This window comes from Candidatus Pantoea deserta, from assembly GCF_003813865.1.
Lineage (GTDB): Bacteria > Pseudomonadota > Gammaproteobacteria > Enterobacterales > Enterobacteriaceae > Pantoea > Pantoea deserta.
On the sequence record NZ_RMVG01000030.1, the window covers coordinates 1 to 25,873 of the forward strand.

21 protein-coding genes and 1 riboswitch are annotated in these 25,873 nt (G+C 56.1%); of the genes, 15 read left to right on the plus strand and 6 right to left on the minus strand.

The genetic code is table 11. From position 1 onward, the window contains the following. Window positions 1-231 precede the first annotated feature (231 nt). From secE to rpoC, 8 genes are all read left to right on the plus strand, one after another. A complete protein-coding gene (secE, locus tag BBB56_RS22270; RefSeq protein ID WP_123803087.1) occupies window positions 232-615 on the plus strand; it encodes a preprotein translocase subunit SecE in 384 nt (127 codons plus the stop codon). A gap of 1 nt (window position 616) precedes the next feature. Beyond that, on the plus strand, window positions 617-1,162 hold the full coding sequence (gene nusG / locus BBB56_RS22275; RefSeq protein WP_012439920.1) for a transcription termination/antitermination protein NusG: 546 nt from the start codon (window positions 617-619) through the stop codon (window positions 1,160-1,162). A 145-nt stretch (window positions 1,163-1,307) separates the two neighbouring features. After that, window positions 1,308-1,736 (plus strand): 50S ribosomal protein L11, encoded by a 429-nt coding sequence (gene rplK / locus BBB56_RS22280; protein ID WP_013507401.1) that lies wholly within the window; start codon window positions 1,308-1,310, stop codon window positions 1,734-1,736. A 3-nt stretch (window positions 1,737-1,739) separates the two neighbouring features. Next, entirely contained in the window at window positions 1,740-2,444 is a 705-nt protein-coding gene (gene rplA / locus BBB56_RS22285) for a 50S ribosomal protein L1 (RefSeq protein WP_123803088.1), read from the plus strand. A 352-nt stretch (window positions 2,445-2,796) separates the two neighbouring features. After that, window positions 2,797-3,294 carry a 50S ribosomal protein L10 gene (rplJ, locus tag BBB56_RS22290; protein ID WP_011091858.1) on the plus strand — a complete coding sequence of 166 codons (498 nt, stop codon included), beginning with the start codon at window positions 2,797-2,799 and terminating at the stop codon, window positions 3,292-3,294. A 66-nt stretch (window positions 3,295-3,360) separates the two neighbouring features. Further along, window positions 3,361-3,723 carry a 50S ribosomal protein L7/L12 gene (gene rplL, locus BBB56_RS22295; RefSeq protein ID WP_123803089.1) on the plus strand — a complete coding sequence of 121 codons (363 nt, stop codon included), beginning with the start codon at window positions 3,361-3,363 and terminating at the stop codon, window positions 3,721-3,723. A gap of 327 nt (window positions 3,724-4,050) precedes the next feature. Further along, window positions 4,051-8,079: a DNA-directed RNA polymerase subunit beta gene (gene rpoB, locus BBB56_RS22300; RefSeq protein ID WP_123803090.1), complete on the plus strand. Its 4,029-nt coding sequence runs from the start codon at window positions 4,051-4,053 to the stop codon at window positions 8,077-8,079. A gap of 79 nt (window positions 8,080-8,158) precedes the next feature. Then, complete coding sequence (gene rpoC / locus BBB56_RS22305) at window positions 8,159-12,382, plus strand: DNA-directed RNA polymerase subunit beta' (RefSeq protein WP_123803091.1); 4,224 nt, start codon at window positions 8,159-8,161, stop codon at window positions 12,380-12,382. Window positions 12,383-12,472: 90 nt separating this feature from the next. Here rpoC and BBB56_RS22310 read toward each other — a convergent pair whose 3' ends face one another. Continuing rightward, the gene (locus BBB56_RS22310) at window positions 12,473-12,664 is read right to left on the minus strand and encodes a DUF1127 domain-containing protein (RefSeq protein ID WP_123803092.1); all 192 of its coding nucleotides are present in this window, start codon (window positions 12,662-12,664) and stop codon (window positions 12,473-12,475) included. Window positions 12,665-12,832: 168 nt separating this feature from the next. On the opposite strand from BBB56_RS22310, the gene BBB56_RS22315 reads away from it, so the two are divergent. Further along, complete coding sequence (locus BBB56_RS22315) at window positions 12,833-14,302, plus strand: aminotransferase-like domain-containing protein (protein ID WP_123803093.1); 1,470 nt, start codon at window positions 12,833-12,835, stop codon at window positions 14,300-14,302. Between the two features lie 184 nt (window positions 14,303-14,486). On the opposite strand, the gene thiE is transcribed toward BBB56_RS22315, so the two are convergent. The 3 genes from thiE to rsd form a co-directional block, all read right to left on the minus strand. Continuing rightward, complete coding sequence (gene thiE / locus BBB56_RS22320) at window positions 14,487-15,119, minus strand: thiamine phosphate synthase (protein WP_123803094.1); 633 nt, start codon at window positions 15,117-15,119, stop codon at window positions 14,487-14,489. Further along, entirely contained in the window at window positions 15,116-17,044 is a 1,929-nt protein-coding gene (thiC, locus tag BBB56_RS22325; protein ID WP_123803095.1) for a phosphomethylpyrimidine synthase ThiC, read from the minus strand. Before thiC ends, thiE begins: the two co-directional genes overlap by 4 nt. A gap of 87 nt (window positions 17,045-17,131) precedes the next feature. After that, window positions 17,132-17,232, minus strand: a riboswitch (TPP riboswitch). Between the two features lie 266 nt (window positions 17,233-17,498). Next, window positions 17,499-18,008: a sigma D regulator gene (gene rsd / locus BBB56_RS22330; RefSeq protein WP_123803096.1), complete on the minus strand. Its 510-nt coding sequence runs from the start codon at window positions 18,006-18,008 to the stop codon at window positions 17,499-17,501. 154 nt (window positions 18,009-18,162) lie between these two features. Between rsd and nudC the strand changes: the two genes are divergently transcribed. The 6 genes from nudC to BBB56_RS22360 all read left to right on the plus strand — a co-directional run bounded on the left by nudC (window position 18,163) and on the right by BBB56_RS22360 (window position 22,554). Then, window positions 18,163-18,933 (plus strand): NAD(+) diphosphatase, encoded by a 771-nt coding sequence (gene nudC, locus BBB56_RS22335; RefSeq protein ID WP_123803097.1) that lies wholly within the window; start codon window positions 18,163-18,165, stop codon window positions 18,931-18,933. Window positions 18,934-18,974: 41 nt separating this feature from the next. Further along, complete coding sequence (gene hemE / locus BBB56_RS22340) at window positions 18,975-20,042, plus strand: uroporphyrinogen decarboxylase (RefSeq protein ID WP_123803098.1); 1,068 nt, start codon at window positions 18,975-18,977, stop codon at window positions 20,040-20,042. Between the two features lie 2 nt (window positions 20,043-20,044). Continuing rightward, window positions 20,045-20,713 carry a deoxyribonuclease V gene (gene nfi / locus BBB56_RS22345; RefSeq protein ID WP_123803099.1) on the plus strand — a complete coding sequence of 223 codons (669 nt, stop codon included), beginning with the start codon at window positions 20,045-20,047 and terminating at the stop codon, window positions 20,711-20,713. Window positions 20,714-20,775: 62 nt separating this feature from the next. After that, window positions 20,776-21,366 carry a YjaG family protein gene (locus BBB56_RS22350; RefSeq protein WP_123803100.1) on the plus strand — a complete coding sequence of 197 codons (591 nt, stop codon included), beginning with the start codon at window positions 20,776-20,778 and terminating at the stop codon, window positions 21,364-21,366. Between the two features lie 188 nt (window positions 21,367-21,554). Next, window positions 21,555-21,827, plus strand: coding sequence for a nucleoid-associated protein HU-alpha (hupA, locus tag BBB56_RS22355; RefSeq protein WP_033755847.1), 273 nt, complete (start codon window positions 21,555-21,557; stop codon window positions 21,825-21,827). A gap of 67 nt (window positions 21,828-21,894) precedes the next feature. Next, a complete protein-coding gene (locus BBB56_RS22360; RefSeq protein ID WP_123803101.1) occupies window positions 21,895-22,554 on the plus strand; it encodes a DUF1481 domain-containing protein in 660 nt (219 codons plus the stop codon). A 36-nt stretch (window positions 22,555-22,590) separates the two neighbouring features. On the opposite strand, the gene purD is transcribed toward BBB56_RS22360, so the two are convergent. Further along, on the minus strand, window positions 22,591-23,871 hold the full coding sequence (gene purD, locus BBB56_RS22365) for a phosphoribosylamine--glycine ligase (protein ID WP_123803102.1): 1,281 nt from the start codon (window positions 23,869-23,871) through the stop codon (window positions 22,591-22,593). Between the two features lie 16 nt (window positions 23,872-23,887). Then, on the minus strand, window positions 23,888-25,477 hold the full coding sequence (gene purH / locus BBB56_RS22370) for a bifunctional phosphoribosylaminoimidazolecarboxamide formyltransferase/IMP cyclohydrolase (protein WP_123803103.1): 1,590 nt from the start codon (window positions 25,475-25,477) through the stop codon (window positions 23,888-23,890). Window positions 25,478-25,873 lie beyond the last annotated feature (396 nt).

Sequence of the window (25,873 nt, forward strand, 5' to 3'; positions counted from 1 at the left end):
GTAATTACGATAACATTTGACGCAATGCATACGAAGAGGGCATCATTTGATGCCCTTTTTGCACGCTGTTATATAGAACCTGGCTCATCAGTGATTTTGGATCATAATCATTGCTGAGACAGGCTCTGTTGCGCGGCGTAGGATACCGAGTTACGCCCAAAAGCTCATTCGGTTTGGATGCCTCGCTTTGCGGGGCAGAATAGTTTCTGAATTATTGTGGCAGGTTGGTTTATGAGTGCGAATACCGAAGCTCAAGGGAGCGGGCGCGGCCTGGAAGCGATAAAATGGCTGGCTGTGATTGTGTTACTGCTGGTAGCCATTGTAGGCAATTATATTTATCGCGACGTGACGCTGCCTTTACGCGCGCTGGCTGTCGTGGTGCTGATCGCAGCTGCGGGCGGCATTGCGCTGCTGACAGTTAAAGGCAAAGCAACCGTGGCTTTTGCGCGTGAAGCACGCACCGAAATGCGTAAGGTCATTTGGCCGACTCGCCAGGAAACGCTGCATACCACGTTAATCGTTGCCGCGGTTACCGCCGTGATGTCACTGATTTTGTGGGGGCTGGATGGTATTCTGGTCCGTCTGGTATCGTTTATCACTGGCCTGAGGTTCTGAGATGTCTGAAGCTCCAAAAAAACGCTGGTACGTCGTGCAGGCGTTTTCCGGCTTTGAAGGCCGCGTAGCACAGTCGCTGCGTGAGCACATCAAATTGCACAACATGGAAGAGCTGTTCGGCGACGTCATGGTTCCTACTGAAGAAGTGGTAGAAATCCGTGGCGGTCAGCGTCGTAAGAGCGAACGTAAATTTTTCCCAGGCTACGTGCTGGTGCAGATGGTGATGAATGACGCCAGCTGGCACCTGGTGCGCAGCGTGCCGCGCGTGATGGGTTTCATCGGCGGCACCTCTGACCGTCCGGCGCCAATCAGCGACAAAGAAGTGGATGCGATCATGAACCGCCTGCAACAGGTGGGTGACAAGCCGCGTCCGAAAACGCTGTTCGAGCCAGGCGAAATGGTGCGCGTCAACGACGGCCCGTTTGCCGATTTCAACGGTGTGGTGGAAGAGGTGGATTACGAGAAGAGCCGCCTGAAAGTTTCCGTGTCTATTTTTGGCCGCGCCACGCCGGTCGAACTGGACTTTGGACAGGTGGAGAAAGGTTAATCACCTTGCTCACATTCTGACTCTTGCAGCAGGCGCGAAATTTAACTATAATTTCGCGCCTTTTGTTTTTATGCGCTGGCAACAGCGTGTGAACTGTTATCACGGGGAGCCTGTTTCAGGCGCTATACCCAACTGAGGATTAATCATGGCCAAGAAAGTACAAGCCTACGTCAAGCTGCAGGTTGCAGCTGGTATGGCTAACCCGAGCCCACCGGTAGGTCCGGCTCTGGGTCAGCAGGGTGTTAACATCATGGAATTCTGTAAAGCGTTTAACGCCAAAACAGAATCTCTGGAGAAAGGTCTGCCGACTCCAGTTGTTATCACTGTATACAGCGACCGTTCTTTCACCTTCGTTACCAAAACTCCGCCGGCTGCCGTACTGCTGAAAAAAGCAGCGGGCATCAAGTCTGGTTCTGGTAAGCCGAACAAAGATAAAGTCGGTAAAGTAACCCGTGCTCAGGTACGTGAAATCGCAGAAACCAAAGCTGCGGACATGACTGGTGCTGACGTAGAAGCGATGACTCGCTCTATCGAAGGTACTGCTCGTTCCATGGGCCTGGTAGTGGAGGACTAAGAAATGGCTAAGCTGACCAAGCGCATGCGCGTGATCCGTGACAAAGTTGATGCGACTAAACAGTACGACATCACTGAAGCTGTTGCTCTGCTGAAAGAACTGGCTACCGCTAAGTTTGTAGAGAGCGTGGACGTTGCCGTTAACCTCGGCATCGACGCACGTAAATCTGACCAGAACGTTCGTGGTGCGACCGTTCTGCCGCACGGTACTGGCCGTTCAGTACGTGTTGCTGTCTTTACCCAGGGCGCAAACGCCGAAGCTGCTAAAGCAGCTGGCGCTGAGCTGGTAGGTATGGAAGATCTGGCTGACCAGATCAAAAAAGGCGAAATGAACTTTGACGTTGTTATTGCTTCTCCGGATGCAATGCGCGTTGTTGGCCAGCTGGGCCAGGTTCTGGGTCCGCGCGGCCTGATGCCAAACCCGAAAGTTGGTACTGTAACCCCGAACGTTGCTGAAGCGGTTAAAAACGCTAAAGCCGGTCAGATCCGTTACCGTAACGACAAGAACGGCATCATCCACACCACCATCGGTAAAGTGGATTTCGACTCTGACAAGCTGAAAGAAAACCTGGAGTCTCTGCTGGTTGCGCTGAAAAAAGCTAAACCTGCTCAGGCGAAAGGCGTTTACATCAAGAAAATCAGCCTGTCTACCACCATGGGCGCTGGCGTTGCCATCGACCAGGCGGGTCTGAACGCAGCAGCAAACTAATTGCTGCTTGAAACGGGCGAAAAATTCACCTAGAATCTTACGCCCGTTGTTCTGGTAAACCAGACACTGAATTTATATCCCGCTGTTTCCTTCGCTGCTGCTTCGGCAGCGCGACAGAGACGGCGGGGTAGGTTGGAGCCAGGCCTTTCCTGGCCTCCGTCCAAGACCGCAGGTGCGGCACATCTTCGGATGTTACGCTTAATCCCCTGCGTAGACGGTGACAGAACCAAAAAGAATTTTTCTTAACTGGATTCTGCTCACCGTGTTTTAGCGCTTACTTTCCCTCGGGGCGGTAAGTGAAGTGAGTTCCGGAGAAATTCCTTCTCCGGCCAAAATCCAGGAGCAAAAGCTAATGGCATTAAATCTTCAAGACAAACAAGCGATTGTTGCTGAAGTCAGCGAAGTAGCCAAAGGCGCGCTGTCAGCGGTTGTTGCGGATTCCCGCGGCGTGACCGTTGATAAAATGACCGAACTGCGTAAAGCAGGTCGTGAAGCTGGCGTTTACATGCGTGTTGTTCGTAACACCCTGCTGCGCCGCGTCGTTGAAGGTACTCAGTTCGAGTGCCTGAAAGACACGTTTGTTGGTCCGACCCTGATTGCATATTCTATGGAACACCCGGGCGCTGCTGCTCGTCTGTTCAAAGATTTCGCGAAAGCGAATGCAAAATTTGAGGTCAAAGCTGCAGCCTTTGAAGGTGAGCTGATCCCGGCGGCACAAATTGACCGTCTGGCAACGCTGCCGACTTACGAAGAAGCACTGGCACGTCTGATGTCGACCATGAAAGAAGCCGCTGCTGGCAAACTGGTCCGCACTCTGGCTGCTGTTCGCGATGCAAAAGAAGCGGCTTAAGGCCAGATTCTTTTTCTTCGCACTTGCTAACGTATAAACTTTTTCTGATTCTTAGGAACAATTGTCATGTCTATCACTAAAGACCAAATTCTGGAAGCCGTTGCCGCTATGTCCGTAATGGAAGTAGTTGAGCTGGTTTCTGCTATGGAAGAAAAATTCGGCGTTTCTGCTGCTGCTGCTGTAGCTGTTGCTGCTGGCCCGGCTGAAGCTGTTGAAGAGAAAACTGAATTCGACGTCATCCTGAAATCTGCTGGCGCGAACAAAGTAGCTGTAATCAAAGCCGTACGTAGCGCAACTGGTCTGGGCCTGAAAGAAGCTAAAGACCTGGTTGAAGCAACCGGCGTGATCAAAGAAGGCATCAGCAAAGACGACGCAGCTGCTCTGGAAGCTGCTCTGAAAGAAGCTGGCGCTGAAGTTGAAGTTAAGTAAGACAGCCTTCGGGTTGCAGCCTGAGTAATATCAGGCTGGTGGCTGGTGACTTTTTGGTCACCAGCCTTTTTGCGCTCAAGAGCCTTGATGGGGTTTCGCACTGTTTGTCCATCGCTGCTCTTCAATATCTTTTTCTATCGACGCCTTAATATACTGCTTTCCTGCCGGGTTCCCTGCCCATGCTGAAGCAATGAAATGATTTAAGAGTGATAGAAAGATGTATTGCATGTGACCGCCGCGTCGCATGAATCAAACAAAATAGTGTTGCATGAACTGTCCTTCAGGACGGACAGCGTGGGTCGACTTGTCAGCTAGCTGAGGAACCCTATGGTTTACTCCTATACCGAGAAAAAACGTATTCGTAAGGATTTTGGTAAACGTCCGCAGGTGCTGGACATACCTTATCTCCTTTCTATCCAGCTTGACTCGTTCCAGAAGTTTATCGAGCAAGATCCGGAAGGTCAGTACGGTCTGGAAGCAGCCTTCCGTTCCGTCTTCCCTATCCAGAGTTACAGCGGTAACTCCGAGCTGCAATACGTCAGCTACCGTCTGGGCGAACCCGTCTTTGACGTTAAAGAGTGTCAGATTCGTGGCGTAACGTTCTCCGCTCCGCTGCGCGTCAAACTGCGTCTGGTGATCTACGAGCGCGAAGCGCCGGAAGGCACCGTAAAAGACATTAAAGAACAAGAAGTCTACATGGGCGAAATTCCGCTCATGACGGACAACGGTACCTTTGTTATCAATGGTACTGAGCGCGTTATCGTTTCTCAGCTGCATCGTAGTCCTGGCGTTTTCTTCGACAGCGATAAAGGTAAAACCCACTCATCGGGTAAAGTGCTTTATAACGCACGTATCATTCCTTATCGCGGTTCATGGCTCGACTTTGAGTTTGACCCGAAAGACAACCTGTTCGTACGTATTGACCGTCGTCGTAAGCTGCCGGCCAGTATCATTCTGCGCGCGCTGCACTACACCACTGAGCAGATCCTTGACCTGTTCTTTGAGAAAGTGGTGTTTGAGATCCGCGACAACAAGTTGCAGATGGAACTGGTGCCTGAGCGCCTGCGTGGCGAAACCGCCTCTTTCGACATCGAAGCGAACGGCAACGTCTACGTCGAAAAAGGCCGCCGCATCACTGCGCGCCACATCCGTCAGCTGGAAAAAGACGGCATTCAGCATATCGAAGTGCCGGTTGAGTACATCGCGGGCAAAGTGGTCGCCAAAGACTACATCGATGAAAGCACTGGCGAACTGATCGTTCCGGCGAACATGGAACTCTCCATGGATCTGCTGGCGAAACTGAGCCAGGCAGGCCACAAGCGCATCGAAACGCTGTTCACTAACGATCTGGATCACGGCCCGTACATCTCCGAGACCCTGCGCGTTGACCCGACCAACGATCGCCTGAGCGCGCTGGTTGAGATCTACCGCATGATGCGTCCGGGCGAGCCGCCGACGCGTGAAGCCGCTGAAAACCTGTTCGAGAACCTGTTCTTCTCTGAAGATCGTTACGATCTGTCGGCTGTAGGCCGCATGAAGTTCAACCGTTCGCTGCTGCGCGATGAGATCGAAGGCTCAGGCATTCTGAGCAAAGAAGACATCATCGAAGTGATGAAGAAGCTGATCGACATCCGTAACGGTAAAGGCGAAGTGGACGATATCGACCACCTCGGCAACCGTCGTATTCGTTCAGTGGGCGAAATGGCGGAAAACCAGTTCCGCGTTGGCCTGGTTCGCGTAGAGCGTGCGGTGAAAGAGCGTCTGTCGCTGGGCGACCTCGACACGCTGATGCCGCAGGACATGATCAACGCCAAGCCGATTTCGGCGGCGGTGAAAGAGTTCTTTGGCTCCAGCCAGCTCTCCCAGTTTATGGATCAGAACAACCCGCTGTCTGAGATTACGCACAAACGTCGTATCTCTGCTCTCGGCCCAGGCGGTCTGACGCGTGAGCGCGCCGGCTTCGAAGTTCGAGACGTACACCCGACTCACTACGGTCGCGTATGTCCAATCGAAACTCCTGAAGGTCCGAACATCGGTCTGATCAACTCGCTGTCTGTTTACGCGCAGACCAACGAGTACGGTTTCCTGGAAACCCCGTATCGTCGCGTTATCGACGGCGTGGTTTCTGACGAAATTCACTACCTCTCTGCAATTGAAGAGGGTAACTACGTTATCGCTCAGGCGAACGCCCAGCTGGATGAAGAAGGTCACTTTGTTGACGACCTCGTCACCTGCCGTAGCAAAGGCGAATCGAGCCTGTTCAGCCGCGATCAGGTTGACTACATGGACGTCTCCACCCAGCAGGTGGTTTCTGTCGGTGCGTCACTGATCCCGTTCCTGGAGCACGATGATGCTAACCGCGCCCTGATGGGTGCGAACATGCAACGTCAGGCTGTACCTACTCTGCGTGCTGATAAGCCGCTGGTTGGTACCGGTATGGAGCGCGCGGTTGCGGTTGACTCCGGCGTAACTGCCGTGGCGAAACGTGGCGGTACCGTTCAGTACGTTGATGCTTCTCGTATCGTTATCAAAGTTAACGAAGATGAGATGTATCCGGGCGAAGCGGGCATCGACATTTACAACCTGACTAAGTACACCCGTTCTAACCAGAACACCTGCATCAACCAGATGCCGTGTGTATCGCTGGGCGAGCCGGTCGAGCGCGGCGACGTGCTGGCTGACGGTCCGTCAACCGATCTGGGCGAGCTGGCGCTGGGTCAGAACATGCGCGTAGCCTTCATGCCGTGGAACGGTTACAACTTCGAAGACTCCATCCTCGTTTCCGAGCGTGTGGTTCAGGAAGACCGTTTCACCACTATCCACATCCAGGAACTGGCGTGCGTGTCTCGCGACACCAAGCTGGGACCAGAAGAGATCACCGCTGACATCCCGAACGTGGGTGAAGCGGCGCTCTCGAAACTGGATGAATCCGGTATCGTCTATATCGGCGCGGAAGTGACCGGTGGCGATATTCTGGTTGGTAAGGTGACGCCAAAAGGTGAAACCCAGCTGACGCCGGAAGAGAAACTGCTGCGCGCGATCTTCGGTGAAAAAGCCTCTGACGTGAAAGATTCGTCACTGCGCGTGCCGAATGGCGTTTCCGGTACGGTTATCGACGTACAGGTCTTTACCCGCGATGGCGTGGAAAAAGACAAGCGTGCGCTGGAAATCGAAGAGATGCAGCTGAAGCAGGCGAAGAAAGATTTGTCTGAAGAGTTGCAGATCCTTGAAGCGGGCCTGTTTGGCCGTATCCAGGCTGTTCTGATCTCTGGCGGCGTTGAAGCCGACAAGCTCGCCAAGCTGCCGCGCGAGCGCTGGCTGGAGCTGGGCCTGACTGACGAAGAGAAGCAAAACGCGCTGGAACAACTGGCTGAACAGTACGACGAACTGAAGCACGAGTTTGAGAAAAAACTCGAAGCCAAGCGTCGTAAGATCACCCAGGGCGACGACCTCGCGCCGGGCGTGCTGAAAATCGTTAAGGTGTATCTGGCCGTTAAGCGTCAGATTCAGCCAGGCGACAAGATGGCAGGCCGTCACGGTAACAAAGGTGTTATCTCCAAGATCAACCCGATCGAAGATATGCCTTACGACGAGAACGGCACGCCGGTCGACATCGTACTGAACCCGCTGGGCGTACCGTCACGTATGAACATCGGTCAGATCCTGGAAACCCATCTGGGTATGGCAGCAAAAGGTATCGGCGACAAGATCAACGCCATGCTGAAGCGTCAGGAAGAAGTCGCGAAACTGCGCGAATTCATCCAGCGCGCCTATGACCTGGGCGCGGACGTGCGTCAGCGCGTTGACCTGAACACCTTCTCTGATGATGAAGTGTTGCGTCTGGCTGAGAACCTGAAAAAAGGTATGCCGATCGCGACGCCGGTGTTTGACGGTGCGAAAGAGAGCGAAATCAAAGAGCTGTTACAGCTGGGAGATTTGCCGACTTCAGGCCAGATTACGCTGTTTGACGGCCGTACCGGCGAGCAGTTTGAGCGTCCGGTAACCGTGGGCTACATGTACATGCTGAAACTGAACCACCTGGTTGATGACAAGATGCATGCGCGTTCCACCGGTTCTTACAGCCTGGTCACGCAGCAGCCGCTGGGTGGTAAAGCACAGTTCGGTGGTCAGCGCTTCGGTGAGATGGAAGTGTGGGCGCTGGAAGCTTACGGCGCGGCATATACCCTTCAGGAAATGCTTACCGTTAAGTCTGATGACGTGAACGGTCGTACGAAGATGTATAAAAACATCGTCGACGGCAACCATCAGATGGAACCGGGCATGCCGGAATCCTTCAACGTACTGTTGAAAGAGATTCGCTCGCTGGGTATCAACATCGAGCTGGAAGACGAGTAAGCACTCGCAAGTACTGGTTATGGGGCGCGCGGCCTGCGCTGCGCGCCCCTGAGAGTTCCACTCCGACGGGAGCTAATCCGTGAAAGACTTACTTAAGTTTCTGAAAGCGCAAACTAAAACCGAAGAGTTTGATGCGATCAAAATTGCGCTGGCTTCGCCAGACATGATCCGTTCCTGGTCTTTCGGTGAAGTGAAAAAGCCGGAAACCATTAACTACCGTACCTTCAAGCCGGAGCGTGACGGTCTTTTCTGCGCCCGTATTTTCGGACCGGTAAAAGATTACGAGTGCCTGTGCGGTAAGTACAAGCGCCTGAAACACCGCGGTGTGATCTGTGAGAAGTGCGGCGTCGAAGTGACCCAGACTAAAGTGCGTCGTGAGCGCATGGGCCACATCGAGCTGGCTTCTCCAACCGCCCATATCTGGTTCCTGAAGTCGCTGCCGTCCCGTATCGGTCTGCTGCTGGATATGCCGCTGCGCGACATCGAACGCGTGCTTTACTTTGAATCCTACGTTGTTGTCGAAGGTGGCATGACCAACCTCGAAAAACGTCAGATTCTGACTGAAGAGCAGTACCTTGACGCGCTGGAAGAGTTCGGTGACGAATTCGACGCGAAGATGGGTGCAGAGGCGATCCAGGCGCTGCTGAAAAACATGGATCTGGAGCAAGAGTGCGAGCAGCTGCGTGAAGAGCTGAACGAAACTAACTCCGAGACCAAGCGTAAGAAGCTGACCAAGCGCATCAAGCTGCTGGAAGCCTTTGTTCAGTCTGGCAACAAACCAGAGTGGATGATCCTGACCGTGCTGCCCGTACTGCCGCCGGATCTGCGTCCGCTGGTTCCGCTGGACGGCGGTCGTTTCGCGACTTCAGATCTGAACGATCTCTACCGTCGCGTCATCAACCGTAACAACCGTCTGAAGCGTCTGCTGGATCTGGCTGCGCCGGACATTATCGTACGCAACGAAAAACGTATGCTTCAGGAAGCGGTTGACGCCCTGCTGGATAACGGTCGTCGCGGTCGTGCGATCACCGGTTCTAACAAGCGTCCGCTGAAATCTTTGGCCGATATGATCAAAGGTAAGCAGGGTCGTTTCCGTCAGAACCTGCTCGGTAAGCGTGTTGACTACTCCGGTCGTTCGGTGATCACCGTAGGTCCATACCTGCGTCTGCATCAGTGCGGTCTGCCGAAGAAGATGGCGCTGGAACTGTTCAAACCATTTATCTACGGCAAGCTGGAGCTGCGTGGCCTGGCCACCACCATCAAAGCCGCGAAGAAAATGGTTGAGCGCGAAGAAGCGGTGGTCTGGGATATTCTGGACGAAGTTATCCGCGAGCACCCGGTTCTGCTGAACCGTGCGCCTACGCTGCACCGTCTGGGTATCCAGGCGTTTGAACCGGTTCTGATCGAAGGTAAAGCTATTCAGCTGCACCCGCTGGTGTGTGCGGCCTATAACGCCGACTTCGATGGCGACCAGATGGCTGTTCACGTTCCGCTGACGCTGGAAGCGCAGCTGGAAGCGCGTGCGCTGATGATGTCGACCAACAACATCCTGTCACCGGCGAACGGCGAGCCTATCATCGTTCCGTCTCAGGACGTTGTTCTGGGTCTGTACTATATGACCCGCGACAAAGTTAATGCGCGCGGCGAAGGCATGGTGCTGACTGGCCCGAAAGAAGCCGAGCGCGTTTACCGTGCTGGCCTGGCCGAGCTGCATGCGCGCGTTAAAGTGCGTATTACTGAATACAGCAAAAACGAGCAGGACGAGTTCGTTGCGAAAACCAGCCTGATCGACACCACTATTGGTCGTGCGATCCTGTGGATGATCGTACCGAAAGGTCTGCCTTACTCCATCGTCAACCAGGCGCTGGGTAAGAAAGCGATCTCTAAAATGCTGAACACCTGTTACCGCATTTTGGGTCTGAAGCCGACCGTTATCTTTGCTGACCAGACGATGTACACCGGTTTCGCCTATGCGGCGCGCTCTGGTGCGTCTGTAGGTATCGATGACATGGTGATCCCGGCGAAGAAAGTCGAAATCATCACCGAAGCGGAAGCGGAAGTTGCTGAGATTCAGGAGCAGTTCCAGTCTGGTCTGGTTACCGCGGGCGAGCGTTACAACAAAGTCATCGATATCTGGGCTGCGGCGAACGAGCGCGTAGCGAAGGCGATGATGGAAAACCTCTCTACTGAAACCGTGATTAACCGTGACGGCGAAGAAGAGAAACAGGTTTCCTTTAACAGCATCTTTATGATGGCCGACTCTGGTGCGCGTGGTTCTGCGGCTCAGATTCGTCAGCTGGCGGGTATGCGTGGTCTGATGGCTAAGCCGGATGGCTCCATCATCGAAACGCCGATCACTGCGAACTTCCGTGAAGGTCTGAACGTACTCCAGTACTTCATCTCGACCCACGGCGCGCGTAAAGGTCTGGCGGATACCGCACTGAAAACTGCGAACTCCGGTTATCTGACGCGTCGTCTGGTTGACGTTGCGCAGGATCTGGTTGTGACCGAAGATGACTGCGGCACGTTCGAAGGCATCATGATGACGCCGGTTATCGAAGGTGGCGACGTTAAAGAGCCGCTGCGTGAGCGCGTACTGGGTCGTGTGACCGCTGAAGACGTGCTGAAGCCGGGCACCGCTGACATTCTGGTTCCGCGTAATACGCTGCTGGATGAGCACTGGTGTGATGTGGTTGAACAAAACTCTGTCGACACCATCAAGGTTCGCTCTGTGGTTAGCTGTGAAACCGATTTTGGCGTGTGCGCCCACTGCTATGGTCGCGACCTGGCACGTGGTCACATCATCAACAAAGGTGAAGCGATCGGTGTTATCGCGGCACAGTCCATCGGTGAGCCGGGTACTCAGCTGACCATGCGTACCTTCCACATCGGTGGTGCGGCATCGCGTGCGGCAGCTGAATCCAGCATTCAGGTGAAGAACAAAGGTACTATCAAACTGACCAACGCCAAGTCGGTAACCAACTCCGCTGGCAAACTGGTTATTACCTCGCGTAACGTCGAACTGAAAATGATCGATGAGTTTGGCCGTACTAAAGAGAGCTATAAAGTTCCTTACGGCGCGACCATGGCGAAAGGTGACGGCGAGCAGGTTGCAGCGGGCGAAACCGTAGCAAACTGGGATCCGCATACCATGCCGGTTATCACCGAAGTGAGCGGCTTCATTCGCTTTACTGACATGATCGATGGCCAGACCATCACGCGTCAGACTGACGAACTGACCGGTCTCTCTTCGCTGGTGGTGCTGGATACCGCTGAGCGTACCTCTGGTGGTAAAGACCTGCGTCCGGCGCTGAAAATCGTCGATGCACAGGGCGAAGACGTTCTGATTCCGGGCACAGATATGCCGGCTCAGTACTTCCTGCCGGGCAAAGCGATCGTTCAGCTGGAAGACGGCGTGAAGATCAGCTCTGGTGACACCCTGGCGCGTGTGCCTCAGGAATCTGGCGGTACCAAGGATATTACCGGTGGTCTGCCGCGCGTTGCCGACCTGTTCGAAGCGCGTCGTCCGAAAGAGCCAGCGATTCTGGCGGAGATCAGCGGCATCATCTCCTTCGGCAAAGAGACCAAAGGTAAACGTCGCCTGGTGATTACGCCGGTTGACGGCAGCGAGCCGTACGAAGAGATGATCCCGAAATGGCGTCAGCTCAACGTATTTGAAGGTGAGCGTGTAGAACGTGGTGACGTGGTTTCCGACGGTCCGGAATCTCCGCATGACATTCTGCGTCTGCGTGGCGTCCATGCTGTGACCCGTTATATCACTAACGAAGTGCAGGAAGTTTACCGTCTGCAAGGCGTTAAGATTAACGATAAGCACATCGAAGTCATCGTTCGCCAGATGCTGCGTAAAGCAACCATCATGAGCGCGGGAAGCACCGACTTCCTGGAAGGCGAGCAGGCAGAAGTGTCTCGCATCAAGATCTCTAACCGCGATCTGGAAGCGAACGGCAAAATCGGCGCGACTTACATGCGCGATCTGCTGGGTATCACCAAAGCGTCGCTGGCAACCGAATCGTTCATCTCGGCAGCCTCGTTCCAGGAGACTACACGTGTCCTGACCGAAGCCGCTGTGGCAGGCAAGCGTGACGAACTGCGCGGCCTGAAAGAGAACGTGATCGTGGGTCGTCTGATCCCGGCCGGTACGGGTTACGCTTACCATCAGGATCGTATGCGTCGCCGTCAGGCAGGTGAAGCACCGGTAGCACCGCAGGTTACTGCGGATGAAGCCTCTGCAAGCCTGGCTGAACTGCTGAACGCTGGTCTCGGCGGTAGCGACGACGAGTAATCGCTCTTCGCCTGATAAAAAACCCTGCTTCGGCAGGGTTTTTTTATGGGCGCAATACGGTGAATCGGCAAAAGAAGGAGAGACCGCGTCTTACCACCGTTCACGCTCTATATCGCCGCGCGTCAGGCCAATATCTTTCAGCTGCGCATCATTCAGATGCGAAAGTATGCGTCGGGTCTGACGTTGCCGCTTTATCTGCCTGAGGTAGCGTACGAGATCGCGTATCAGACTCCAGGGCGTCACCGCGAAAGGTTTTGCCGCACGATTTTCTTCATATCCCATTTTTCTGCCCTCGCTGAGTTAACTGAGAGACATTTTCTGCCGGAGCAGAAAAAGGATACAGACGCAAAAATCGATTTTGTTTAACATACAGATTGCGCTAAGCGGCATCTGAATGCTAAAAAAACAGCTTATCTGTACTGTTTTTCTCTTCAGGCTAAGGAGTCAGTTATGACACGTTATCAGCGACTGGCGATGCATCTGGCGCAGCGCATCGAGCAGGGCCTTTACCGCAGTGGGGAGAAGCTACCCTCTGTGCGCAGCCTGAGCGTTGAGCATGGCGTCAGTATCAGCACCGTGCAGCAGGCGTATCATATGCTGGAGGAGAAGCAGTTGATTCTGCCGCAGCCGCGCTCTGGCTATTTTGTGGCGCCGCGTAAAGCGGCGCCGCCGGTACCGGCCCTGACGCGGCCGGTGCAGCGTCCGGTAGAAATCACGCAGTGGGAATCGGTGCTGGATCTGCTCGACAGCCGCCAGGAGGCGAATACGCTGCAACTGGGCAGCGGTATGCCCAGTCTCGCTCAGCCCACGCTGAAACCGCTGTGGAAGATGCTCAGCCGTCAGGCGCAGAAGCAGGAAACGCAGCTGCTCGGCTATGACAACCTTTATGGCGTGGTCGGCCTGCGCGAGCAGATCGCGCGGCTGGCAATCGACAGCGGCTGTCAGCTGTCGCTGGAGGATATTGTTGTCACTACCGGCTGCCACGAGGCGCTGTCGGTATCGATTCGCGCGGTTTGCGAACCGGGCGATATTATTGCGGTGGAGTCGCCCTCGTTCCACGGCATCATGCAGACGCTGCGCGGCTTCGGTATTCGGGCCATTGAAATTCCCACTGATTCGGTCACCGGCATCAGCCTCGAGGCGCTCGAACTGGCTTTTGAGCAGTGGCCAATCAAAGCGGTGATGGTGGTGCCTAACTGTAATAATCCGCTGGGATTCATTATGCCGGACGCGCGCAAACAGGCGCTGCTGACGCTGGCGCAGCGTTTCGACGTGGCCATTATCGAAGATGACGTGTACGGCGAGCTGGCCTGGGACTATCCCCGACCCGCCACGCTGAAATCCATGGATCTGGATGGCCGCGTTCTGCTCTGTAGTTCGTTTTCGAAAACCATTGCGCCGGGGCTGCGTATCGGCTGGGTGGCGCCGGGACGCTATCGCGATCGCGTGCTGCATATGAAATATATCTCTACTGGTTCGAGCAACACGCTGGGGCAGCATGCGCTGGCGGAGTTTATTCGCCAGGGCCACTATCAGCCGCATCTGCGGCGTATGCGTCAGTTTTACCAGCGCAATTACGACAGCTTTAGCTGCTGGGTGCGCCACTATTTTCCGTGCGGCATCTGCGTTTCGCGGCCGCAGGGAGGTTTTATGATGTGGATCGAACTGCCGGAAGCCTTTGACGCCGTGCGTCTTAACCGCGAGCTGCTTGATTCCCATATTCAGATTGCGGTGGGTTCTCTCTTTTCCGCGTCGGGCAAATATCGCAACTGTCTGCGACTGAGCTTTGCGATAACGCCGGACGAGCGCGTCGAACAGGCGCTGGCAACCGTCGGTAAGGCAGTCGAGCGCGCGATAGCCGCCTGCGCGAGCGAACATTCTCCACCATCCATGCAACATGACGTCCTCCTGGCTAAGTGATGAGGGCAGGGCCAGAGAGGATGAAGGGAGTTTCCGGCCCTGGCCGGGTATCTCCACCCGGCGAAAGCCACTGTAGCGAAAAGCAAAAAGGGCGCGAGCGACAAACATTATCGCTGCGCGCCGTCTCCTGTTTTTTCTGCCGCTGTTGCAGTGGCTTACCGCACTTTGCGAGGCGGCTTCCTGATTACGCGCCAGGCGGTTCGGCCAGCCTGAGCAAGGTTTGCGTTGCGGCGCGCCAGTCCGCGGCCTGAGTAATCGCGCTCACCACCGCGATGCTGCCTACGCCCGTCGCCAGCACTTCCGGCGCACGCGCAATGCTGATGCCGCCAATAGCCACGGTCGAAATGTTATCGAGCCGCGCGATATGGCGTTGCAACTCGGCCAGCCCCTGCGGCGCAGAGGGCATCGCTTTGGTCTGCGTAGGAAAGATATGCCCCAGCGCGATATAAGACGGCCGTATCGCCAGCGCGCGCTCCAGCTCAGCATCGTCGTGGGTCGATACGCCCAGCCGCAGACCGGCTTCGCGAATAGCATCCAGATTAGCGTCATTCAGATCTTCCTGCCCCAGATGGACGCCATAGGCATGGTGCTTAATCGCCAGCTGCCAGTAGTCGTTGATAAAAAGGCGCGCGCGGTACCGCTTACCGAGCGCAATCGCCTGGGCTACGGCGGGTTCGACATCCTCGTCGCGGCGATCCTTGATGCGTAGCTGGATGGTGCGCACGCCGGCTTCCAGCAGCCGGGCGATCCACTCTACGCTGTCGACGACGGGATAAAGGCCTAAGCGCGGCGCGGTGGCGGGAAAAGGTGCGTTCACGGGTTCTCCTCGTTCAGCGCGTCGGCTGAGTGATAAAGTTCGCCGCCGCGACGGCGAAAAGTTTCCGACATCTGCCGCATGCTGACTTCAACCGGCTGCGCCGCGGCTTCCTGACGGGCTGCATAGTCGCGTACTTCTTGCGTAATTTTCATTGAGCAGAATTTGGGACCGCACATCGAACAGAAGTGAGCCACTTTGCCCGATTCCTGCGGCAGGGTTTCGTCGTGATAGGCGCGCGCGGTGTGCGGATCGAGCGCCAGATTGAACTGATCTTCCCAGCGAAATTCAAAGCGCGCTTTGGACATAGCGTTGTCGCGAATCTGAGCGCCAGGATGGCCTTTCGCCAGATCGGCCGCGTGAGCGGCGATTTTATAGGTGATTAACCCCTGCTTCACATCCTCTTTATTCGGCAGGCCCAGATGCTCTTTAGGCGTGACGTAGCAGAGCATCGCGCAGCCGAACCAGCCAATCATCGCGGCGCCGATACCAGAGGTAAAGTGATCGTAGCCCGGCGCAATATCGGTCGTCAGGGGACCCAGCGTATAGAAAGGCGCTTCGTGACAGTGCTCCAGCTGCTCGGTCATATTGCGACGGATCATCTGCATGGGGATATGACCCGGACCTTCAATCATCACCTGTACGTCATACTCCCAGGCAATTTTCGTCAGCTCGCCAAGCGTGCGCAGCTCCGCAAACTGCGCTTCGTCGTTCGCATCCTGAATAGAGCCGGGGCGCAGCCCGTCGCCAAGCGACAGCGCCACATCGTAGGCCGCGCAGATTTCGCAGATGTCACGGAAGTGCTCATACAGAAAGCTTTCGCGATGATGCGACAGACACCACTTCGCCATAATGGATCCGCCGCGCGACACAATGCCGGTCAGACGCTTTGCCGTCATCGGCACGTAGCGCAGCAGAACCCCGGCGTGAATGGTGAAGTAATCGACCCCTTGCTCCGCCTGCTCCAGCAGGGTGTCGCGGAATACCGCCCAGTCGAGGTTCTCGGCAACGCCGTTGACTTTTTCCAGCGCCTGATAAATCGGCACGGTGCCGATGGGAACCGGGCTGTTGCGCAGGATCCATTCGCGGGTTTCATGGATATAGCGCCCCGTAGAGAGATCCATTACGGTGTCGGCGCCCCAGCGCGTTGACCAGACCAGCTTCTCGACCTCTTCTTCAATCGAGGAGGTCACGGCGGAATTGCCAATATTCGCGTTAACCTTTACCAGGAAGTTGCGGCCAATAATCATCGGCTCGGATTCTGGATGGTTAATGTTAGCAGGAATGATCGCGCGTCCGGCGGCTACTTCCTGACGCACAAACTCAGGGGTGATGTTTTCCGGCAGCTGCGCGCCAAAGCTGTGGCCGGGATGCTGCTGGCGGAGTATTTCGCTGCGAATACGCTCGCGGCCCATGTTCTCACGCAGCGCGATAAATTCCATTTCCGGCGTGATCCTGCCCTGACGCGCATAGTGAAGCTGTGTGACGCGACGTCCCGCTTTTGCGCGCCGCGGCTGCGGTAGCTGGTCGAAGCGCAGATGATCCAGCCCCTCGTCGGCCAGGCGCTGCTGCGTATAGTGTGAACTGATATGCGTCAGGGGTTCGCTGTCGTCGCGTTCGGCGATCCAGCCGGCGCGCAGCTTCGCCAGACCGCGCTGCACGTCGATAACGGCACTGGGATCGCCGTAAGGCCCGGCGGTATCGTAAACCGGCACTGGCTCATTCTCTTCATAGCGCGGTTGCGCTTTGCTGCCGCCCGTCAGCGTTGGGCTGAGCTGAATTTCCCGCATCGGCACGCGAATATCGTCGCGGCTCCCCTGAATCCAGATGCGTGTGGAATTAGGGAAGGCGACGCCGCCCTGAAGCGAGTCGATAAAGGCCTGCGCCTGAGCGCGCTGTTCACGTCGGTTGGTTTTGGTCATAGACATAGCAATTTTCCTGTTAATGGGGAACGTTGCTTGTCCGGAGTTCGGAAGGAGTAACAGAAACGACAGGCGGAAAGCGCCAGCGTACTGATGATCTTTACTCTTGTTCCCTTCGCAGGTTCTAACCTGATCAGGTTCCGCGGATCCCGAATTAACGGTCTCAGCCCTTGCGGGCACTCCGACAAGATGCGTAAACGATTTTCTGGCTATTACGCTTGCCATTCCACGCCTGGGCAGTGCTCGTGACGGTCACATACTTCAGTATGCTCCCGTCCCTGCGCGCTGTCCGAGCGTGAACTGGCTGCGCTCACGACGCCAGAAATCTCGTTTACTTCGGCTACGTTGCAAAAAAATGAGTAGCTCAAAAAACAAAACGGGTTTTCGACAATAACGCCGAAAACCCGTTCAGCATAAAAGGGCTATTGCAGAATAACAAGCGATTTACAACTGAGTAACCTTAAGCCGGGCGAGACAGCTGGCTGCTGTCGTTCGCGACCGGCGCGCGTACCAGCTTGTTATCCCAGGCAAGCTGGATCAGCTTATCTTCCAGCGTAAAGCGCGCTTCCAGCACTTCGCCGACTTCCGACAGCGCCAGCTGGAAATCCACGCAGTTATCATCGTCGATAGACTGTTGCAGATGACCGTCATAGAGCTGCATCAGACGTTCGGTATTCGCCTCCAGCGGCGGATAAATCTGCGCCGCCGCAATCATCGGGCTGTCGCCTTCCATTTCATTAATGATGCGTTCGTAAATGCTGAAATGACCGGCAGAGAGGTAATCGACCAGGCCGTGACAAAAATTGTCGAGCGCCTGCTCGTCTAAAGTGGTGAGCGCATCTTTGTTAGGCTTCAGCCCAACGAGGTGGTAATAAGAAACAAGTAGCTGGCGACGGGCATCCAGCCACGAATCTACCAGTTCGTTACTGCCACCTACGCGCTCGGTCAGGACATTTAACTGGTTAAGCATTTCTGACTCCATGTAAATAAAATCCCTCTACCGTAGTAACTGGGGCTGGGCTGAGGCCGCCTGCAAGCTGAACGATTTAGGGTATAGTTGTTTGTCTACACACTTAACATCAGGACTTCAGCGTATCACTTCGACGCTAAGGATGACGAATTATATGCAACGTGAGATCTCAAGCGTAGACGCTGGATGGTGGGTTGTCAGCCACGAACAGAAACTTTGGTTGCCGCAGGGTGATCTGCCGCACGGCAGCGCCGCTGCGTTTAAGCTGGTGGGAAGCCGCGCGCAGTCTGTCGGCGAGTGGCAAGGCGAAACGGTATGGCTGGTGTGTGAAAATCGTGAGCGCGATATGTTCTCCGTACGTCAGCTGATTGATGAAGAGGCTGGGCTGTTTCAGCTCGCCGGACGCGCCGTCCAGCTGGCGGAGTTTTATCGTTCGCACCGTTTCTGCGGCTACTGCGGCCATGAAATGCACCTGAGCAAACATGAAAACGCCTGCCTGTGCGCGCACTGCCGCGAACGCTACTACCCGCAAATCGCGCCCTGCGTTATTGTCGCCATTCGCCGCGGCGATGAGATTTTACTGGCGAACCATGCGCGACATCGCAACAGCATCTATACCGTGCTGGCGGGCTTTGTCGAAGTCGGGGAGACGCTGGAGCAGGCCGTTGCGCGCGAGGTGATGGAAGAGAGCAACGTGCGCGTCAAAAATTTGCGTTATGTCACCTCGCAGCCGTGGCCATTCCCTCACTCGCTGATGATGGCGTTTATGGCCGAGTATGACGGCGGCGATCTGCAAATCGACAATAAAGAGCTGCTGGACGCGGGCTGGTATCGCTATGACGCGCTGCCGCAGTTGCCGCCGCCGGGTACCGTGGCGCGCCGACTGATCGAAGATACCGTTGCCATCTGCCGCGCGGAAGCCTGAGAAGTGCTACACTACGCGCCTGAAATTGAGAGAGTCCTGAAATGAGTGAACTGAAGAACGATCGTTATCTGCGCGCCCTGTTACGTCAGCCGGTTGATGTCACCCCGGTATGGATGATGCGACAAGCCGGGCGTTATTTACCGGAATACAAAGCGACGCGCGCCCAGGCGGGTGATTTTATGTCGCTGTGTAAAAACGCCGAGCTGGCATGTGAGGTGACGCTACAGCCGCTGCGTCGTTATCCGCTTGATGCGGCGATCCTCTTCAGCGATATTCTGACCATTCCCGATGCGATGGGGCTTGGACTCTATTTTGAGACCGGCGAAGGTCCGCGTTTTTCCAGCCCGATTACCTGCCGCGCCGACGTCGATAAGCTGCCGGTGCCCGATCCTGAGCAGGAGCTGGGCTATGTCATGAATGCGGTGCGCACCATCCGCAAAAACCTGAAGGGCGAAGTCCCGCTGATCGGTTTCTCCGGCAGCCCCTGGACGCTGGCGACCTATATGGTCGAAGGCGGCAGCAGCAAAGCCTTCACGAAAATTAAAAAAATGATGTACGCCGATCCGGCTACGCTGCATGCCATGCTCGATAAGCTGGCAGACAGCGTGATCCTCTATCTTAACGCGCAAATTCGCGCGGGCGCGCAGTCGGTCATGGTGTTCGACACCTGGGGCGGCGTCCTGACAGGCCGCGACTATCAGGCGTTCTCGCTCTACTACATGCATAAAATCGTCGACAGCGTGCTGCATGAGAACGAAGGCCGCCGCGTGCCGATTACGCTGTTTACCAAAGGCGGCGGACAGTGGCTGGAAGCGATGGCCGCCACCGGCTGCGACGCGCTTGGTCTCGACTGGACCACCGACATCGGCGACGCGCGCCGCCGCGTGGGTGATACAGTCGCCCTACAGGGCAACATGGATCCGTCTATGCTTTATGCGCCAGCTGCGCGTATCGAGCAGGAAGTCGCGGGCATTCTCGAAGGCTTCGGCGCGGGCAGCGGTCACGTCTTCAACCTGGGACATGGCATCCATCAGGATGTGCCGCCAGAACATGCAGGCGTGTTTGTTGAGGCGGTACACCGTCTCTCAGGCCACTATCACCAGGAGTAAATATGGATATTGCTGCACTGCGTGCGGAGCAGCTTCAGCGCGCGGCAGAAGTAGTGCGGCAGGATGATTTCGAGGTCCTGCCGCCACGGTTTATCGGCGGCGCCGATGTCGGATTCGAACAGGAAGGGGCGGTGACGCGCGCCGCCCTGGTTATCCTTGAATATCCCTCTCTGAAGCTGGTGGAGCATCGCGTGGCGCGCATCGCCACCACCATGCCCTATATCCCCGGCTTTCTCTCTTTTCGCGAATACCCGGCGCTGCTGGCGGCGTGGAATACCCTTGAGCGTAAGCCGGACCTGCTTTTCGTCGACGGGCATGGCATCTCGCATCCGCGTCGGCTTGGCGTCGCGTCGCACTTTGGCCTGATGGTAGATGTCCCCACCATTGGCGTGGCGAAAAAGCGACTGTGCGGGCGTTTTGCCGAGCTGGGCGCAGAGCCAGGCTCGCGCCAGCCGCTGATGGATAAGGGCGAGCAGATTGGCTGGGTGTGGCGCAGCAAAGCGCGCTGCAATCCGCTTTTCGTGGCGACCGGCCACCGCGTCAGCCTGGACAGCGCGCTGCACTGGGTAGAGAAGTGCATGGGCGGCTATCGGCTGCCGGAACCCACGCGCTGGGCTGACGCCGTCGCGTCGAACCGTACCGCCTTTCAACGCTGGCAAAACGCGCTTTAACGCTGTGCTGGCGGTGCTTTTGCGGTACACTGCCGCCAGCTAAACGATGAAGAGCCTTGTTCATGTTACAAAACCCCGTTCACCTGCGTCTGGCAAAGCTGGAAAGCTGGCAGCACCTGACGTTTATGGCTTGCCTGTGCGAGCGTATGTTTCCTAACTACTGGGCGTTCTGCCAGCAGACCGAATTTGCCGATCCGGCGCTTTACCGCCGCATCCTTGATTTAGTCTGGGAAAGCCTGACGGTCAAAGACGCTAAAATCAATTTCGACAGCCAGCTGGAAAAGCTTGAAGCGGCGATTCCCGATGGCGAGGCATTTGAGGTGTACGGCGTTTATCCGGCAATCGACGCCTGCGTCGCATTAAGCGAAACGCTGCATGCGATGCTGAGCGGCGAAACGCTGGAGCATGCAATCGAGGTCAGCAGGACATCGATTACTACCGTTGCGATGCTGGAGATGACCCAGGCTGGGCGCGAAATGAGCGACGAAGAGCTGCGGGAAAACCAGGCCGTTATTGACGAGTGGGATCTGCAATGGGAGATTTTTCGCCTGCTTGCCGACTGCGAAGAACGAGACCTTGAATTGATCAAAGGATTGCGTCTGGACCTGCGGGAGGCGGGAATCAGCAACATCGGTATAAATTTTCAGCAGTAAGGCGGGAAAACGTGACTTCAGGCCCGAATTAGCGCGCCTGGAGGCTTCACATCGGCCCCCTGTCTGGTCTACATTTGGGGGGCTGAAAATTGTGGCTATCGGTGCGTGCAGGCTGAAGAGTGCCAGAATATGGCTTTTCCCTCGCACTCGTTGCTTAGCGAGCGATAAATACACTTTAAGGATAACTTATGAACAAGACTCAACTGATTGATGTGATCGCGGAAAAAGCGGACCTGTCAAAAACCCAGGCTAAAGCGGCTCTGGAATCTACCCTGGCTGCGATCACTGAGTCTCTGAAAGAAGGTGATGCTGTACAACTGGTTGGTTTTGGTACTTTTAAAGTGAACCACCGCGCTGAGCGTACCGGTCGCAACCCGCAGACTGGCAAAGAGATCAAAATCGCTGCGGCAAACGTACCGGCGTTCGTATCTGGTAAAGCGCTGAAAGACTCTGTTAAATAAGACGTCGCACTGCGGTCAGAATTTAAAAGAAGGGGCGATTTCGCCCCTTTTGTATTTGGGACCAGCTATGCCGAATCTGCGCTTGCACTCCTGGTTTGCTCCTCTCTTTCTACTTTTGCTTTCAGGGTGCAGTTCCACCCCTGACATTCCTCCTTTCACCGCCAGCGGCTATCTTGCCGATCGTGGCGCGGTGCGTATCTGGCGTAAAAACAGCGGCCATGCCTCTGTGCATCTACGTACCCTCTACACGCCCTTTAACGGTGACGCGAGCGAGACCACCGATTATCTGTGGCAGGAGGAGAAGCTGATCAGCGTGGAGCGTCACGTTGGCGGCAACCAGCCGAATGATGTGACGCTGCGTTTCGATCAAGACGGCAGCCTTAGCTTTATGCAGCGACAGCTTGCCGGTCGGCGCGAGGCGGTTGATGCGGATACGATTGAACTCTACAAGTTTGACGCGCAGCGCATGCTGGCGCAGAGCAATGCGCTGCTCAGCGGCCGAGTGGCGCTGAAACAGGGCCAGTGGCTGGGTGGAAATCAGATTAAGCGCTGCGACGGGGAGCGGGTATCGCCCTCCTTTGATGATTATGCGCTGCAGACGCTGGCAAGGCAGCGCGACGGCGGCACTTTGCTGGTGTCGTGGCTGGAAGCGCCAGAGGGCACGCAGCTGTTGCGCGCCGCGCCGGGAGAAAGCTGCGACTCGCAGCCGACAGAGGCAGATTTTTAAGGCAAAAAAAGGGGCACCTGCGGTGCCCCTTGTTGCTTACTTGCGATTAATGGCGCGATAGCCGATGTCGCGGCGGCAGAAGCTGCCGTTCCACGAGATGGGCTGGGCCAGCTCATAGGCGCGTTTTTGCGCCGCCGCTACGTCGCTGCCCAGCGCGGTCACGCAGAGCACGCGACCGCCATTGGTCAGCACCAGATCGTTTTCGAGGCGCGTGCCGGCATGGAACACCTTGCCATCTTCAACCTCTTCCAGCGGCAGGCCGTGGATCTGCTCGCCGTTGACGTAGTCGCCCGGATAGCCGCCCGCCGCCAGCACCACGCCTAGCGCCGGTCGCGGATCCCACTGCGAATCTTTTTGATCCAGCGCGCCTTCGCAGGCGGCCAGGCAAAGATCGACCAGATCCGACTGCAAGCGCAGCATGATCGGCTGCGTCTCCGGATCGCCGAAGCGGCAGTTAAATTCGATCACTTTAGGCTGACCTGATTGATCGATCATCAGACCGGCATACAGGAAGCCGGTATAGACATTGCCTTCCGCTGCCATGCCGCGCACGGTTGGCCAGATCACCTGATCCATGACGCGCTGGTGGATCTCATCGCTTACCACTGGCGCAGGGGAGTAGGCACCCATACCGCCGGTATTAGGTCCGGTATCGCCATCGCCGACGCGTTTGTGGTCCTGGCTGGTTGCCATCGGCAGAACATGTTCGCCATCAACCATAACGATAAAGCTGGCTTCTTCGCCCTCAAGAAACTCTTCGATAACGATACGGTGGCCTGCATCGCCAAAGGCGTTGCCAGCCAGCATATCTTTTACCGCGGCTTCCGCCTCTTCCAGCGTCATGGCGACAATCACGCCTTTGCCGGCAGCCAGACCGTCAGCCTTAATGACAATAGGCGCGCCTTTCTCACGCAGCCAGGCCAGCGCGACCTCGACGTCGGTAAAGTTGCGGTATTCTGCGGTTGGAATCTGATGGCGAGCCAGAAAATCTTTGGTAAAGGCCTTAGAGCCTTCCAGCTGCGCGGCATTTTTGGTCGGGCCGAAGATTTTCAGGCCCGCCGCGCGGAAGGCATCGACGACGCCGATAACCAGCGGCGCTTCCGGACCAACGATAGTCAGGTCGATTGCCTCGCGCTGGGCGAACGCCAGCAGGGCAGGGATATCGGTAGCGCTAATATCGACATTTTGCAGCGCAGGCTCCAGCGCCGTACCGGCATTGCCGGGAGCGACGAAGACGGTTTCCGCCAGTGGCGACTGTGCTGCTTTCCAGGCCAGCGCATGCTCGCGACCGCCGTTGCCAATCACTAAAATTTTCATATTGCTCTCCGGGAAATTAATGGCGGAAGTGGCGCATGTCAGTAAAGATCATGGCGATGCCGTGCTCATCGGCGGCAGCGATAACCTCATCGTCGCGGATAGAGCCGCCCGGTTGAATCACACAGGTCACGCCGACAGCCGCCGCCGCATCGATACCGTCGCGGAACGGGAAGAAGGCGTCGGACGCCATCGCCGATCCTTTCACTTCCAGTCCTTCGTCTGCGGCTTTGATGCCCGCAATTTTAGCGGAGTAAACGCGGCTCATCTGACCGGCGCCGATGCCGATAGTCATATTGTCGCGCGCATAAACAATGGCATTCGACTTAACGAACTTCGCCACTTTCCAGCAGAACAGCGCGTCGCGCAGCTCCTGCTCGCTCGGCTGACGCTTGCTGACGATACGCAGCTGGCTGGCGTCTACCATGCCTAAATCGCGATCCTGAACCAGCAGGCCGCCGGTTACGCGTTTGAAATCCAGACCGGCTACGCGCTCCTGCCACTGACCACAAACCAGCACGCGGACGTTTTGCTTCGCCGCTGTGATTTTCAGCGCAGCTTCGCTGGCAGAGGGGGCGATAATCACTTCAACAAACTGACGGCTGATAATTGCCTGCGCCGTGGCTTCGTCCAGTTCGCGGTTAAAGGCGATGATGCCGCCGAAAGCGGAAGTGGGATCGGTCTTGTAAGCACGCTCATAGGCTTCCAGGATCGATGCGCCCGTGGCGACGCCGCAGGGGTTAGCATGCTTAACGATAACGCAGGCCGCTTCGCTGAACGCCTTCACGCACTCCAGCGCCGCGTCGGTATCGGCGATATTGTTGTAGGAAAGCGCCTTGCCCTGCACCTGCTGCGCGGTGGCTACGGAAGCTTCCTGTACGTTCTCTTCTATATAGAAGGCGGCGTCCTGATGGCTGTTCTCGCCGTAGCGCATATCCTGCTTCTTAATAAAGTTCAGGTTCAGCGTGCGCGGGAAGCGGCCGGCAGGTTGATTACGCTCGCCATGATAGGCGGGAACCAGCGAGCCGAAGTAATTGGCGATCATACTGTCGTAGGCGGCGGTATGTTCAAACGCTTTGATAGCAAGGTCGAAACGCGTTTCCAGCGTCAGAGAGTTTTCGTTGGCGTCCATCTCGGCCACAATCGCGTCGTAGTCGCTGCTCTTTACCACAATGGCCACGTCTTTATGGTTCTTGGCCGCAGAGCGCACCATCGTCGGACCGCCGATGTCGATATTCTCAACCGCATCTTCCAGCGTGCAGCCCTCGCGCGCCACGGTCTGGGCAAAGGGATAAAGGTTAACGACCACCATGTCGATAGGTTCGATAGCGTGCTGCGCCATAATCGCATCGTCCTGACCGCGACGGCCCAAAATACCGCCGTGCACTTTAGGGTGCAGCGTTTTGACGCGTCCATCCATCATTTCCGGGAAGCCGGTATAGTCAGACACTTCGGTAACGGCAAGACCCGCATCGGCCAGCAGGCGCGCGGTTCCGCCTGTTGAGAGCAGTTCGACGCCGCGGCGTGAGAGCGCCTGAGCAAATTCGAGGATACCCGCTTTGTCTGAGACACTCAGCAGAGCGCGGCGTACAGGACGACGTTGTTGCATGGTGGTTTTATCCCTTGGCTTTGTTTCGCGTAAATAAGAGCGTTACATCAAGCTTAGCGAGCTTCTTGATAATAAGAAGAGACCAAACTTCAGGTAACGCCCCGAAAAGGGGCATCCGTGACGTCGCGGGGCATTGTAGCGAAAACGTTTGCGTGCTGCTCGCAAAAATTCGCCTGAGCGGGCTATTGTGGATAACTTTGTGAGTAATTGCGTATAAGGCGGGCTTTTGCTGTGGAATGCAGCGAACAGTCATTTTTCTGCAATTTAGCTGTTGCGCTCTCTGAACGACTCCCTATAATGCGCCTCCATCGACACGGCACAACGGCTTACGGAATGCGGTGTTGAGGTGATGAAAATCACCGTCGGTTAAAGCGAAAATAAACGCTTGACTGACAC